Origin of the sequence: Pararhizobium sp. PWRC1-1, assembly GCF_049897905.1 — a bacterium.
In the GTDB taxonomy this organism is placed as follows: domain Bacteria; phylum Pseudomonadota; class Alphaproteobacteria; order Rhizobiales; family Rhizobiaceae; genus Pararhizobium.
The window spans coordinates 175,436-188,975 of the sequence record NZ_JAFCXE010000015.1 but is presented as its reverse complement, the minus strand read 5'-3'; the positions used below and the strand labels follow the sequence as shown (position 1 = coordinate 188,975).

The 13,540-nt window shown below is 58.3% G+C and carries 13 protein-coding genes and 2 pseudogenes; 9 read left to right on the top strand and 6 right to left on the bottom strand.

Annotated elements, in window-relative coordinates; all coding sequences use genetic code 11:
- From ACP7E0_RS22520 to ACP7E0_RS22495, 6 genes and pseudogenes are all read left to right on the top strand, one after another.
- Positions 1 to 366 (top strand): SDR family oxidoreductase (locus ACP7E0_RS22520; protein ID WP_426127974.1); only part of this gene is annotated, 366 nt, incomplete at its 5' end.
- A 72-nt stretch (positions 367 to 438) separates the two neighbouring features.
- Positions 439 to 1,923, top strand: coding sequence for a mannitol dehydrogenase family protein (locus ACP7E0_RS22515; protein WP_426127973.1), 1,485 nt, complete (start codon positions 439 to 441; stop codon positions 1,921 to 1,923).
- A gap of 9 nt (positions 1,924 to 1,932) precedes the next feature.
- Entirely contained in the window at positions 1,933 to 2,598 is a 666-nt protein-coding gene (locus ACP7E0_RS22510; RefSeq protein ID WP_426127971.1) for an HAD family hydrolase, read from the top strand.
- A gap of 213 nt (positions 2,599 to 2,811) precedes the next feature.
- Positions 2,812 to 3,150 (top strand): hypothetical protein, encoded by a 339-nt coding sequence (locus ACP7E0_RS22505; protein ID WP_426127993.1) that lies wholly within the window; start codon positions 2,812 to 2,814, stop codon positions 3,148 to 3,150.
- Positions 3,120 to 3,230 (top strand): annotated as a pseudogene (locus ACP7E0_RS22500) (agmatinase); the annotation flags it as partial. The gene ACP7E0_RS22505 and the pseudogene ACP7E0_RS22500, both read left to right, overlap by 31 nt.
- A 100-nt stretch (positions 3,231 to 3,330) precedes the next feature.
- A pseudogene (locus tag ACP7E0_RS22495) lies at positions 3,331 to 3,414 on the top strand (hypothetical protein); the annotation flags it as partial.
- A gap of 349 nt (positions 3,415 to 3,763) precedes the next feature.
- On the opposite strand, the gene ACP7E0_RS22490 reads toward ACP7E0_RS22495, so the two are convergent.
- From ACP7E0_RS22490 to traA, 6 genes are all read right to left on the bottom strand, one after another.
- Positions 3,764 to 4,354 (bottom strand): hypothetical protein, encoded by a 591-nt coding sequence (locus tag ACP7E0_RS22490; RefSeq protein ID WP_426127970.1) that lies wholly within the window; start codon positions 4,352 to 4,354, stop codon positions 3,764 to 3,766.
- 120 nt (positions 4,355 to 4,474) lie between these two features.
- The gene (locus ACP7E0_RS22485) at positions 4,475 to 4,897 is read right to left on the bottom strand and encodes a hypothetical protein (protein ID WP_426127969.1); all 423 of its coding nucleotides are present in this window, start codon (positions 4,895 to 4,897) and stop codon (positions 4,475 to 4,477) included.
- 315 nt (positions 4,898 to 5,212) lie between these two features.
- Complete coding sequence (locus tag ACP7E0_RS22480; protein WP_426127967.1) at positions 5,213 to 5,812, bottom strand: TraH family protein; 600 nt, start codon at positions 5,810 to 5,812, stop codon at positions 5,213 to 5,215.
- 16 nt (positions 5,813 to 5,828) lie between these two features.
- Positions 5,829 to 6,995, bottom strand: coding sequence for a conjugal transfer protein TraB (locus ACP7E0_RS22475; protein WP_426127965.1), 1,167 nt, complete (start codon positions 6,993 to 6,995; stop codon positions 5,829 to 5,831).
- Positions 6,985 to 7,536 (bottom strand): conjugative transfer signal peptidase TraF, encoded by a 552-nt coding sequence (traF, locus tag ACP7E0_RS22470; RefSeq protein ID WP_426127963.1) that lies wholly within the window; start codon positions 7,534 to 7,536, stop codon positions 6,985 to 6,987. The genes ACP7E0_RS22475 and traF overlap by 11 nt, the downstream gene beginning before the upstream one ends.
- Entirely contained in the window at positions 7,533 to 10,841 is a 3,309-nt protein-coding gene (traA, locus tag ACP7E0_RS22465; RefSeq protein ID WP_426127962.1) for a Ti-type conjugative transfer relaxase TraA, read from the bottom strand. Before traA ends, traF begins: the two co-directional genes overlap by 4 nt.
- Positions 10,842 to 11,086: 245 nt before the next feature.
- Here traA and traC point away from each other — a divergent pair, with 245 nt between their 5' ends.
- The 3 genes from traC to traG are packed head-to-tail and all read left to right on the top strand — an operon-like array spanning position 11,087 to position 13,500.
- Positions 11,087 to 11,350 carry a conjugal transfer protein TraC gene (gene traC / locus ACP7E0_RS22460; RefSeq protein ID WP_426127960.1) on the top strand — a complete coding sequence of 88 codons (264 nt, stop codon included), beginning with the start codon at positions 11,087 to 11,089 and terminating at the stop codon, positions 11,348 to 11,350.
- Between the two features lie 4 nt (positions 11,351 to 11,354).
- On the top strand, positions 11,355 to 11,570 hold the full coding sequence (gene traD / locus ACP7E0_RS22455) for a type IV conjugative transfer system coupling protein TraD (protein WP_426127958.1): 216 nt from the start codon (positions 11,355 to 11,357) through the stop codon (positions 11,568 to 11,570).
- Positions 11,557 to 13,500 (top strand): Ti-type conjugative transfer system protein TraG, encoded by a 1,944-nt coding sequence (gene traG, locus ACP7E0_RS22450; RefSeq protein WP_426127956.1) that lies wholly within the window; start codon positions 11,557 to 11,559, stop codon positions 13,498 to 13,500. The genes traD and traG overlap by 14 nt, the downstream gene beginning before the upstream one ends.
- The last annotated feature ends 40 nt before the right edge of the window (positions 13,501 to 13,540 follow it).

Sequence of the window (13,540 nt, the reverse complement as noted above, 5' to 3'; positions counted from 1 at the left end):
AATATGGCAAGTCAGGCGGGGCGGCGGGGCGAAGCTCTTGTCGGCGTCTATTGCGCCACCAAGGCGGCGGTCATCAGCCTGACCCAGTCGGCAGGACTGGACCTCATCAAGCACGGCATCAACGTCAATGCGATTGCGCCCGGCGTCGTCGATGGCGAGCATTGGGATGGGGTCGATGCGATGTTTGCCAAATACGAAAACCGTCCGCTTGGAGAGAAAAAGAGGCTTGTCGGCGCCGAAGTTCCGTTCGGGCGCATGGGCACGGCCGAAGACCTGACGGGCATGGCGGTCTTCCTTGCCTCCGCAGACAGCAGCTATGTCGTTTCGCAGACCTACAATGTCGACGGCGGCAACTGGATGAGCTGAAGTCTACCCCCAAATTATTTCGACATACAGGTTCGCGGATGCCGGCCTCGGCTGTACCGGAAGGAAAGCATAATGACCATCAAACTTTCGCTCGAAAATCTTTCAGCTATCGCTGCGACGGCAACCGTTCCTCTATACGATCGGTCGCAGCTGTCGGCAGGGATCGTGCATTTCGGCGTGGGGAATTTTCATCGTGCCCACCAGGCGATCTATCTCGACGACCTGTTCAACACGGGCAAGGATCATGACTGGGCGATCGTCGGTGCAGGTGTCCTGCCGTCGGACGAGGCGATGCGGGCGACGCTCGAGAGCCAAGACTTTCTCACCGCGGTCATTGAGCAGGATAATATATGCTCGTCGGCCCGCGTCACCGGTGCGATGCTCGGGTACGTTCAGCCCGGCGACAATGAGGCCATCGTATCGCGTTTAGCCGACCCATCAATCCGAATCGTTTCGCTGACCATTACGGAAGGAGGCTATTTTCTTGATGCTGCGACAGGCGAGGTCGATATCTCTCATCCGGCCATTTCCGCAGACGCGGCAAACCCGCACAAACCAAAGACAGTGTTCGGACTGGTTGTTGCTGGCCTGAGGGCTCGGCGGGCGAGAGGCATAGCGCCATTTACGGTAATGTCGTGCGACAACATTCCGGGAAACGGCAAGGTCACGCATAGCGCCGTATCAGGACTGGCGCGGCTTGTTGACCCGGACTTGGCACAGTGGATTGACGACAACGTTGCCTTCCCAAACAGCATGGTCGACCGCATCACACCGACAACGTCGCCACGTGAAGTCGGCATCGTCGCCGATGATTACGATATTGACGATAACTGGCCGGTCTTCTGTGAAAAATTCAAGCAGTGGGTTTTGGAAGACCATTTTCCAGCTGGTCGACCGGCGCTTGAAACTGTCGGAGTCGAGTTCGTGCCGGACGTTGCCCCTTACGAGCACATGAAAATTCGTATTCTCAACGGAGGCCATGCGGCGATTGCCTATCCGGCTGCATTGATGGATATTCATTTCGTTCACGAGGCAATGGAAGAGCCTCTTATTCGAGATTTCCTCGCCAAGCTTGAGCGGGACGAAATAATACCAATCATCCCGGCTGTTCCGAATACCGATCTGTCCGAATACTACAATCGCATCGAGAGCCGTTTCCTCAATCCTAAAATTGCCGATACGATTCCACGGCTTGCACAGGACGGATCAAACCGACAACCCAAGTTCATCTTGCCCACAGTGGCCGATCGCCTGAAGCTCGGTTACGATGTTACAGGGCTTGCGCTGGTGTCTGCTTGCTGGTGCAAATACTTGTGCGGCACCTCAGATAGCGGCAAACAAATGGCTGTTCAAGACACGATGCTCACGCGTCTTCGAGATGTCGCGATCGATGCCAAAGATCGCCCAGAATCTTTTTTGGATCTCTCGGAGGTTTTCGGCGACGTAGGAATGTCGGATGTGTTTCGCCAGCGGTTTACCTCTGCTTTAAGGCACTTGTGGACTTTCGGAACGCGCTCCGCACTGAAGGCCTATGCTGACAATGCGCTTGGCGGCTAAGGGCTCGCGATGCGTTCAGAGCCGAAGTTAATCATTTTTGACTGTGATGGCGTCCTCGTCGATAGCGAAATTATTGCGACGGGGCTTCTCCACGAACGTATTCGTTCAATTGGGGGGGATATGTCAATTGAAACAGTGTGCGAGCGGTTTTTAGGCCAGACCGAGGCTTCAACCCTTCACATTCTGGCAGACGAGTTCAACCTGGTCTTGCCCGTCGTGGACCGCGAGCAATGGCGGACGCGCCTCATCGAACGTTTTCGCGAGCATCTTCTGCCCATCAAGGGCATTAGAACCGCCGTCGAAACCTTGACAATACCGAAGTGCGTCGCGTCCTCGTCGTCTCCGGAGCGGATCGAATTCGCCTTGGAATTAACCGGCTTGATCGACTTGTTCAAGCCTCATCTCTTTAGCGGAACTGCAGTACAACACGGAAAACCGGCGCCTGACCTTTTTCTGCATGCGTCTCAGAAAATGGGTATGAAGCCGGAAACGGCGCTCGTTATTGAAGACAGTCCTGCAGGCATTATCGCCGCCAAGACTGCTGGAATGCGAGTCTTCGCGTTCATCGGCGGCTCTCATATGCAAAGTGAACGAATGAAGCGACAAATCACCGACCTTTCGCCTGACGTCGTCTTCGACGATATGAACATGCTGCCATCGTTACTCTCCGGCTAATAGTCTCTGAATGAAATAAGTAAGAACGTCATCTCTGTGACAGGCAGCAGCAACAGTCTCGCCCGTACCAGCATTGTTCCCCGAATATGCCACTGCCGCCGATTGACCGGCGGACAAAGTCGCAGCTGAAAACAAGGTTGACGTCGAAGCCGCCGCCTACCGTGCAGACAAAGCCATCACGTGGATGGAACCCTTTAAGAGGTAGCCGCCTCGTTGGTCGAACTGGCTGACCATCTGATGCTTGGCATGATAGTCGACCGTGACCTGGACCGCGACCTAGCAATCCTCAATCGCGGATGGCCGTACCCCAAACCTCTAACGCAGAGCGTGTTCGATGCGTCCGACGTGATGGTCAGGGGCGTTGCCTCCTTCAGCCGCGCCGATCTCCTCGGACGTGAGACCTGTAGCGATGGCGAGATCATCGAGGCTGTAGCCTCGAGCTGGTGGCAGGTCGTCGCAGCTCAATGGATAGCCTTTCAATTTCGCTTCCTGCTCGGTGCCCTTTCGCTCATCAGCGCTGCGTCGCCGTTGTTGCTCCGCAATACGATGTGACGACTAACACCGCACAAGCCGCTGCATCGATCTTGTTTGAGATCCTCAGCCTAATGGTCTTCAGCCCGGCTCTCCGTTGACACCATGAGACAAAAGGATCCGGTTCAGCCGGGTGCCACACTGTCATGTCCCTGATCGTAATTTAGAGGGGAACCCTATTCAGGCCTCCTCGTCGTCTCGATCGAGCAGGCCGTTGCAGCACCTCTATGCTCGTGCCCATTCGCAGAGGGCGGAGCGCGGGTCATCAAGATCGAGCGCCCCGAGGCGAGGCGATCTACAAATTCGACGTGCCGGTCACAGTGGCCGTCACAGCTGACGGCGAGAACGTTCACGCCTCGGGCCCTAGCTTTTGGAAGCAAAAGCTGGCTGTGAGTCGCTGAATGGTGCGGGTCAGCGTGTCGCTGCGGACCAAAGGATTTCTCCGACTTTGAACAAGAGTTTTAAGGCGACTTGCTCGGGAACCGTATTCATACTTAGTTCCATAAGTTATCTTATGCAATACACGCATAGAGTTTAATAAAATCTATTTACACCAAAAGATGGCAGTCAACAGTGCGAATTCCCCAAGCTCTCCGGGACAGAACTTGTAAAACCATCACCGCCGGATTCGAGCTCACGTGTCACCATAGCGCCCAATCATACGACGCAACTGCGTGTTCTGCTCAAGCAGTTTCCCAGAAAGCTGCAATCGAAGACTTTTGATTTCAAGGTCTAGTTCAGTGGCTTCGTCAACGGCCGTCTTCTTCGTCGCTATCGGCTGTTCTACGGCTGCAGTGACAACCGTCCGCTTGTCGAGGTGCTCTCGCGCTTGAATCGCGTTGGCCCGTCGCCCGTTTGATTTGGTGGTAAGGGTGTCTATCCCCCTCTTCCCGTCGATAGTCTTTGCGGCCGGCGCTACCGGTGCGGGCCGGTCATGTCCCTCCGGAGCAACGTTATCTGCCACCTGCGAAGGCATGGAGTCGGTTTGTGCCGCCGGTAAGGGTTGGGGGGCGTCTGCCTCGATGGAAGTGGGCTGCCGGTCTGTTTTGTTCCCGTCAGCGGTCGATTGAGGGTGCGCTTCCAGTTCCCTTTGCCGCGCATTGAGCTGCTCGAACAAATCAACCTGCGGGTCAGATGTCGGCACGGCCTCATCGACCGATGCAACGGGTTCATCTGACTTGCGGCGTGATGCAAAGCCTTTGATTAGTTGCCATGGTGATCTCATCGTCGTCTCCGACTCGTTTCCTGGCTCCATAGTACCGAGCGGGAGACCGCGCTTGCAATGCGAGCCCGGTCTTTAGTCGTGAGCGGCTTTACATCGGCCGCTGTTGACAATCGTCTACGATCAAGCCATCCCGAGCTTTTTACGGAGATCAGCGTTTTCGGCGCGGAGTTTGCCGGAAAGCTCCTTACGAAGCTTCTGGTTTTCTTCTTCGAGCTTCAGAAGATCGGCAAAACCGTCCGTATCAACCGGCGCGGCCCCGACTTTCGGCGCGCGCTTGGCGGGCTGAGCCTTTGCAGCCGTGGCCTTCTTTGCCGGAGCTGGTGCCTCCGCGGCCGGCTCGGCTGCAACAGGCACGCTGGTTGCCACTGCTTTCTTTGCCGGACCGCGGGTTTTCTTTACCGGCGCGCTGACCGAAGTGTCAGCCACAGCTTCCGCAGCGGCTTTTGGCTTGCGCGGTGCGCGCGTCTTCTTTTCTTTTGTCTTCGAAGAAGCTTCAGCGGACGCAGTATCGACTGCAGGAGTAAAGTTCGTATCATCAGCCATTGGTGGATCCTTGCGTAGGGAAAATCGTTCACGACCGTTTTAAGTCGCTGTCAATATGCACAGAATATTATTTCGAGTTTATTGACAATGAATATCAGCGCGTTTTTCGCCCAACACGGGGCTCTGCGCCTTGCTCAAGGACACTACTTACGGACATGTTGATAATAGCGCGCAACTGTTCCTCGGGGTGTCTTACAATCGAAATCGCGGCACTCAAGTACCCGTGCCGATCCTTATTGTCAGTTCCCCATCAGATCAAAATCTTGGGACGGCCGCGATAGGGGTCGGGTTGTTACTGAACTATCGACGAAACACTCATTGGGATCCATTAATTCTCGATAAATCGACGCGCGGATCGGCGCTCGCAGGGTGGTTCCCGTGGCTGGTCACATCAATCGCGGGGGTGGCTAGCGTAGACCCGGCATCATCGGGGTTCCCAGGCTTTATGTTAGCAGCGCCGGTCTCCGGCTTTCCGGGGTCCGGTTCAAGGAACACGGACTTACCCTCGAAGTAACCCGTCTTCCAAGCATAGACGGCATCATCGAATGCCTCCGGCGGCTCTGATCCATACCATTTCGTGACGATACGATAGACCTTCGCGAACAGACCGGTCCCCACACGAATATTTTCGCAGGCGTCGACGAGGTCGCCCTTTAGCTCCGAGGCTTCGTTCACGCCGATCCCGGCTGGATATTGCGTAACGCCAACCCTGACGACCGCATGGCCGAGATATTTTGACACGATCGCCATCGCCTCCTCGCTCGTCCTTGCAACGGGCACAAGAATAAGTCGTTCGCCGGATTTCACGGTAACTGCCAGCGGGTTCGCCGAACCGGCCTCAGCAATGAAGCGTTCGATGATGGCGGGCATCAGGTGTGGATCCGCGCATATGGTGATCAAGGCAGGGTCAAACATAGATGTTCCACAAGGCTCACGTGTTGAAGGAAACGATGATGGGGGTGTCGAACAGAGCGGCCCAGGCGAGCGCACTCGTGCGTTGAATCCGGACAATTGAGGTTCCGGTCGTCCACCAGCCGTTCCCGCTTGCGACGATTACGTCCGGCTCATGAAACATCGACTGCAGTACCGGCCACGTGAGCAACTGCTCGTAGCAAATCAGAGTGGCGACGCGCGCGCCAGCCACGGTGACAATCGGATTGGCGAAGAAGTTGGCCCGGGCGCCGCCGCTTCTTCCCATCCAGGCCAGCCATGGCTGCCACATGGACACGGGTACCGGCATGCGCTCGCGATAATTCGGTGATCCGCCATCCCTGTTCATTGAGACCATGACGTTGTCGTAACCGGCAGGATCAACCACCGAAGCGCCGGCGAACACCGTGACATCGCTTCCCTCCAGAGCTGTTCGCCAATATCGCTCCATCGTCGGTGTCCAGAAACCAAGCGCGCTCTCGGGCAGAACAACCACCCGAGCTCCGAGTGCCGCTTCCGCTCGCACTGCCCTGACAAGTAACCGTTGCTGCTCAAGATCAAAACCGCGGCCCATTGATTGGCCAAAAGGTGTGTCGATACCCGCCCAGCCTTTCGGCAAGGAAGGAGGCTCCCAGCATGCGGCGGACCAGACCCAAAAGCCTCCCAAGGCTACGACCGCAATCGGCCATTGTCTCGTCGTTAGGGCGAGCATGCTGGCCGCGGTCGCAAGAAGGCCGATCCAACTCCAGCCGGGAAACAACACGCCCGCGGCCGTCAGTGGGTGCGCCCATCCGACGATGCCGAACGGTGGGAGGATCATCAGGACCGAAGCGATTGCATAACCAGCGCAACGCCATACACCCGACCGCCGCATCCAAAATACGGTGTGAACGAACACAAAGCCTGCGGCCGCAATCAGCCACAAGCCGTGACCGTACCCCTCGCCCGAGCCATAAAAGTTGACGACACCCTGTGGCAGGCCCCGCGATGCGACGAGAAAATAGGCGGTAGCAATCAAAGCTGCTGCAGCGCGCGTAGGCGCAAGTGACCATAGCAGAGGGAAAAGGAGCGCCAGCGGTAGGAACAGGACTTGCCCGCTCCAACCGCACGTACCGACAAAGACCGCCCCTGCGACCAGACCGACGGAGGTGAGTGTTTCACGGCCCATAGGTGAACACCTCTTGCGCAAGGCCAAGCACCCCGCTTTGGGGAATGGGGCCGAAATAACGGGAGTCATAGGACCCAATAAAACCCGAGTGCAGGAACAGGAGCCCGCGCGGAATAACGCCGCCTGCGAATTCAGTGAGAGGACGCCCCTGACCGTCCCTCGTCACAGTAAGAGAGTGCGGTAGCAGAATGTTGTTGATCTTGACCGAACCATTGATCTCGACGCGCTGGCCGGCGGCCGCCGCAACAGTTTTGATAAGAGGACCAGATCCTCCGGGGCAAAGTCCGTCGCGCAGATAGCCGCGCGCCTTGGCCGATCTGAAGACATCGTTGTCTGGCGGGCAAATGAATACCCGGTCGCCAACACGAACACCCCGGGTGAGAGGCTGAATGCGCCAGAGCCCCAGAGGATAACTAGGCGTCATATTGATCCTGTAGCCACCGAACCAGCCTAGAATGGCGAGCGCGACCAAGGCGATCACAGCTGCAAAGATAACGCGCAGCGCTGCCTTCGATTGAGACCTGATTAGAGTCGCTGTCATTTCAGGCCGAGCTCCGGTCTCTGGGCCAGACGCATGGTCTCCGCTTGCTTCTGTGCCTGCGTCGACCGTTCGTGGGCCGCCAGCTGTTGCACAGCGCGCATCGCTGGCCATGCCGCGTTGACCGCTGCGGTCTGAGCCGGGTTCAACCCCGCCGTCACCTCGCGGAAGGTTTGTCCGCTCGTGTCCTTTGCGCCGATGCCAAGTAGAGTACGATCGCCAAACCGTTCAGCAACGGCCTTTCCGAAGGCGTCGATCTCCGGCTTGGCCTCCCGGTTACTCAGTGCAAAACTCAGGGCCGCCGGCAGATCATTGCGGTCGATCGCGTCACGCACGCGCTCAAGGATGGCGCTGGCGGCTGGCGACAGCGCTGGGATGACCCTCGCGACCCGCAGCCTGGTGGCGCGTTCCTCTGCCTCATATCTGCGTTCGGCCTCAGTCCGCGCCCGCAGATACCGTTCGATGTCTCGCTTCAGGGCCGGCACATTGACCTGGGCCTGACCTCGCGCCTGCCTGTCCGCCTTGCTGGAGAGCAGCCCGGTTTTGCCAAGAAGCACTCCCAAGCTTTCCGGCCGACTACCAAGCGTGGAGAGCGTGGCTTTCCGAGCCGCCGGATCGGTGAGAACCGAGTCCATATTAACTTCCTTGAAGGCGGCCTCGGGATCGGCGAACACCAAACGGAAGCGTGCAGACACGTCTTCCCAAATCTTCTTCACACCAGGATCGGTGGCGAGCCTGTCCTCGATAGTATCGGACAATGATTTCGGGAACGTCGTGATGCCGGCGACCATCGGGCGGGCCTCCTTCGATTCTGGGGTGGGGGTGGCGGATTGTCGATCGAACACGCCGAGTTTCCTGCCGACGGCAAAAAGTCGGTTGCCGAGATCGACGAGTTTTTGCTTCTGCCGGACGGTCCAGGCAAACCGGTCGGATAGAAGCGTGCGGGCGACACGGGCAATGTGCAGACCGCGGCTTTCGGCGTAGGCAAGGGCTGCGCGATAGAAGCGGCCGTGCTCATAGTCGAGCGTGGTTTCCTTGGCGCGTCGCTGCGACAGGATCGGAATCAGACCACCCGCCTTGTCGAAGGAGCGGCGACCATAATAGAGCGCCACATCTTCGCGGTGCCGGGTGAGCGCCACATAGGTGAGATGCCGGTCGAGCGAGAGCGAGGCCAGCACCTTGACGCGATCCACGGTGGCACCCTGGCTCTTGTGCACCGTGGTGGCGTAGCCATGATCGACATGGCGGTAGAACCGTTGATCGACTTCGACGATACGGTGATCGTCGCCCTGACCCACCCTTGCCACAAACCGCGTTGGACCAGCCTCAACGATCCGGGCAAGCATGCCATTCTTGACGCCGAGCGATCCCTCGTTCTTGAGAAAGACGATCTGATCGCCAGCGGCGAAGCGGCGATCGCCTTCTTCTGTTCGAAACAGATGTCCCACGTCGAGAATGCCACGCTCGACCAGTCTCGCCCGGGCCATCTCGTTGAGCATACGCACGTCGCGTCGCAGATGCGCGAGGATCAGCGTCGTCCCGGTTGGATCATAATCTCGGCTCCAGTCATCGATCAGATTGCCGACAGCCTGCGCCTTCAGCTCCGAACCGAGGACCTTGCCGTTCTGGCGATAAGCGGAGAGCGCCTCCGCCACCCTGCCCCGCGCCAGATCCAGCGAGGCGTCGCGCATCCATTGTTGCCGCTGACGATAGATCGTCTCCAGCTCGGCATAACCGATGCGATCCGCGATGGCGCGGAAAGCCGCACCGGCCTCAATCGGCTGCAACTGCTCGGGGTCGCCAACCAGAACGATCTTGGCGCCGGTCCTTGTGGCAGTCTCAACAAACAATGCCATTTGCCTCGACGACACCATCCCAGCTTCGTCGAGGACAAAGACGGTCCGGTCGTCAAGCCGATCATTGCCCCTCTGCCAGCGCAGTTCCCACGACGACAGCGTGCGCGAGATGATGCCTGCTTCCTTCTCGAGGCCTTCTGCGGCCTTGCCCGCAAGAGCACCGCCGACGACGCGATAGCCGCCCGCTTCCCAGGCCTCGCGTGCCGCCTTCATCATCGTCGTCTTTCCGGCGCCGGCGCGGCCAACAATCGCTGCGATCTGCCCGTCATCAGCCAAGTATTCGATGGCAGTTCGTTGTTCGTCGGAGAGCTTCGAATGGCGCGAGAACACAGCGTCGAGGACCGGGCGCTTAACTTCGAATGCGCGGCGCTCGGAAAGCCAGACCGCGCGCCGGGCCATTTCCGCTTCAAGCGTGATCAGTTCGCGCGTCGTGTGCTTTGACGGCAGCCTGGAGCCGGTCGCAAAATCAATGCGCTCGGCGTCCAGGCGGACGACCTGGTGATTCTGCAGAATGCGCGCCATCAATTCCTGGAAGGTACCGGCATCGTCGATGTACCGGTGCAGTATCTTGGCGATATCACGCTCGGAGAAGACAGACATTTCCCGACTGATCAGATCGAGGACGATGTCCGGGCGATCGAGAATACGCCTTGCATTTTCGGCCCTGGCTTCCTCATGAATCCGCAGCCGATCAAGCTCCGGAACCCTGCCCTCGGACTTCGCCTGGCGCTCAATGGCTTTCGCGGCAACGCCGATATGGATTGTCGGGACGATGTCGATGCCGCGCTGGGCGTAGGATCGCCCATCGACCCGAATGTCGAAACCGGCAAGAGCGAGATGCCGGTTCTGGCACTCGTACCAATGTTGGCGTTGCTCGATCAGATCGCTCTTCTCGCCGGACCAGAGCCTGTAGACGATCTTGCCGGCAGGATTGCGCAGCGGTTTGCCGTCCGCGCCGGTCACCGCCACCTTCTTTGGCCCGAAACCCTCATTGGTGAGCGGCCGCAACGTCGTCATCAGATGGATATGCGGATTGCCCGGTGCGTCGTGATAGACCCAGTCGGCCACCTGCCCCCGCGTCAGGATCTGATCGGTAACAAAGTCACGCATCAAGGCGACGTTCTGCTCGGCAGAAAGTTCAGCCGGGAGTGCAATGATCAACTCGCGAGCGAACTGCGCATCGGCGCGTTTCTCAAACTGCTCGACCCTGTTCCAGAAGGCTTCGACGGCCGCGGCGACCGAGCGGTCGGCAATCAGCGTCCGAACCCAGGCTGGCGGGTCCGGCGGCAGCAGGAACTCCTCGTGGATCAAGTCGCGCTTGTTCGAATAGTCGACGACCCGTGCCTCGCCTTCATGTTCCATCCTGGCGCAGTGGCGATAGGCGGCCGACAGTACCGCGCTGCGGCCCTCGCCGCGACCGATGATCTGGGCTGTGAAATGCGTGATTGCCAAGCCGGCCATCTCCCGAACGAATAGACACATCGTGTTCGCCGGGAGCGGAGGCCCACAAAAGGCCGAAAAGCAGAGCGTCGCATCGCGACGTATAACTGCGCCCTTGGATCCGCTCTCGTCGAGCGGCGGGATGATGGACAGCGGTGTTTGCTTCGCCAACTCCCAAATTTGCGACTGGCGCTGCGCGCTCAGACGCGCGATGCCTCTGAATTACAGGGAAAAACTTGCGAAAAGGAACGACCGGGATGAAGAAGCCTTCGTCAAAGATCAGGGCAGAAATCGTCAAGCTTCAGGAACAATTGAAGCAAGCGGAAACGCGAGATGCCGAGCGTATCGGTCGGATCGCACTGAAAGCGGGGCTTGGCGATATCGAGATCGACGAGCCTGAACTTCAGGCTGCGTTCGAAGAGGTGGCGACACGGTTTCGCAAAGGCCTTGGGAAAAAGCCGGCATCAGCGACGGCGGCGATCGCAACTGGCGAGGCTTCGGACGGGCGTAGCGAGGGCTGAGCGCATGGTCCGTAGATCAATTTCCGACGCCCGCAAGAGGGACACGCGGGAGAAAATCGAACTCGGCGGCCTGATTGTCAAAGCCGGTCTTCGCTACGAAAAGCGCGCGCTCCTGCTCGGCCTGCTGATTGATGCGGCAAACCGTGTGAGAGCCGACGACAATGAGAGGCTTAGACTGATGGCGATCGGCGCGGCGGCATTCGGCAATGCCCGCGCGTAGAGCCGTCATGTTTCTGACGCCGATCGTTTTGGTCGTTGGCACCTGCATCACGCTGACCGGTCATGAGGCCGCTATTGCAGCCTTGGGGAAAACTGCGGCTGCGCAACAATTTCTGGGCAGAGTTGGCATTACCCTGCCTTATTTGGCGGCCGGCGCCGTTGCGGTGATGTTCCTGTTTTCCGCCGCGGGCGCCGTCAATATCCGAACAATAGCCCTTGGTGTGATGGTCGGATCCGTGACGGTCGTCACGCTGGCAATCGCCCGCGAAGCCGTCCGTCTTACAGCGTTCTCAGGCCAGATTGCATCTGGTCAATCGATCTGGAGTTATCTCGATCCCGCCGCGATGACTGGAGCGACAATCTCCGCACTAGGCGGTCTGTTCGGATTGCGCGTCGCCTTGAAGGGGAATGTCGCTCTTGTGTCCGCCGCGCCGAAGCGCGTCAAGGGCAAACGCGCTGTCTATGGCGATTCCAGTTGGATGGATTCTGCCGTTGCCGCACAACTGTTTCCAGCCACAGGAGGCATCGTCGTGGGAGAAGCTTATAGGGTCGACCGCGACGGCGTTTCCACTGTGGCTTTCCGAGCTGACGACGCCACGACCTGGGGCGCAGGCGGACGAGCACCATTGCTCTGCTTCGACGGTTCGTTCGGCTCATCACATGGTATCGTATTCGCCGGATCGGGCGGCTTCAAGACGACATCGGTCACGATCCCGACGGCCCTAAAGTGGGGCGGCACGCTCGTAGCGCTCGATCCGTCAAATGAAGTCGCGCCCATGGTGATGAAACATCGCATGAGCGCCGGCCGCGAGGTTCATGTTCTCGATCCCAAGGCACCGGAGAGCGGTTTCAACGCTCTCGATTGGATCGGTCGGTTTGGCGCCACGAAAGAAGAGGACATTGCTGCAGTGGCGTCGTGGATCGTCAGTGACAGTCCGCGCCAGAACGCCGTTCGAGACGACTTTTTTCGTTCCTCGTCACTGCAGCTTCTGACAGCCATCATCGCCGACGTCTGCCTGTCGGGAAACACGGAGGCGGAAAACCAGACACTGCGTCAGGTTCGTGCCAATCTGTCGGAACCCGAGCCCAGACTGAGAGCTCGTCTTCAAGACATCTACGACGAGTCCAAGTCGACATTCGTGAAAGAGAATGTCGCGCCGTTTATCAACATGACGCCGGAGACATTCTCGGGCGTCTATGCCAATGCGGCAAAGGAAACGCACTGGCTTTCCTATCCAAACTATGCGGCACTGGTATCCGGTTCAAGCTTCAAGACGGACGATCTGGGGTGCGGCACGGTCGATGTCTTTATCAATCTGGACCTAAAGACGCTTGAGAACCATGCGGGGATTGCCCGCGTCATCATCGGCTCTTTCCTCAACGCGATTTACAATCGAGACGGCGACATTAGCGGACGTGCGCTCTTCCTATTGGACGAAGTCGCAAGGCTCGGATATCTGCGCATTCTCGAAACAGCACGCGATGCGGGCCGGAAGTACGGGATTACGCTCACGATGCTCTATCAATCGATTGGTCAGATGCGCGAAGCGTACGGCGGGCGCGACGCAACATCGAAATGGTTCGAGAGCGTGTCATGGGTTTCTTTTGCGGCCGTCAATGACCCGGAGACTGCGGACTATATTTCGAAAAGATGCGGCATGACGACCGTCGAGGTCGATCAAATCTCGAGAAGCTCCAAGATGTCGGGATCCTCCCGGACCCGTTCCAAGCAGTTGTCGGCGAGGCCACTTATTCAGCCGCACGAAGTGCTGCGCATGCGCACAGACGAACAGATCGTCTTTACAGCAGGTAATCCGCCGCTTCGGTGCGGACGGGCGCTCTGGTTCAGGCGAATGGATATGATTGCATCCGTGGGGGAGAACCGATTTCACAAAGGGATCCGACATCACAAACGTGAATCTATTCGCTAGGTCCGATTCAAAACACTGATTGGACGCCGGAATCTAAACG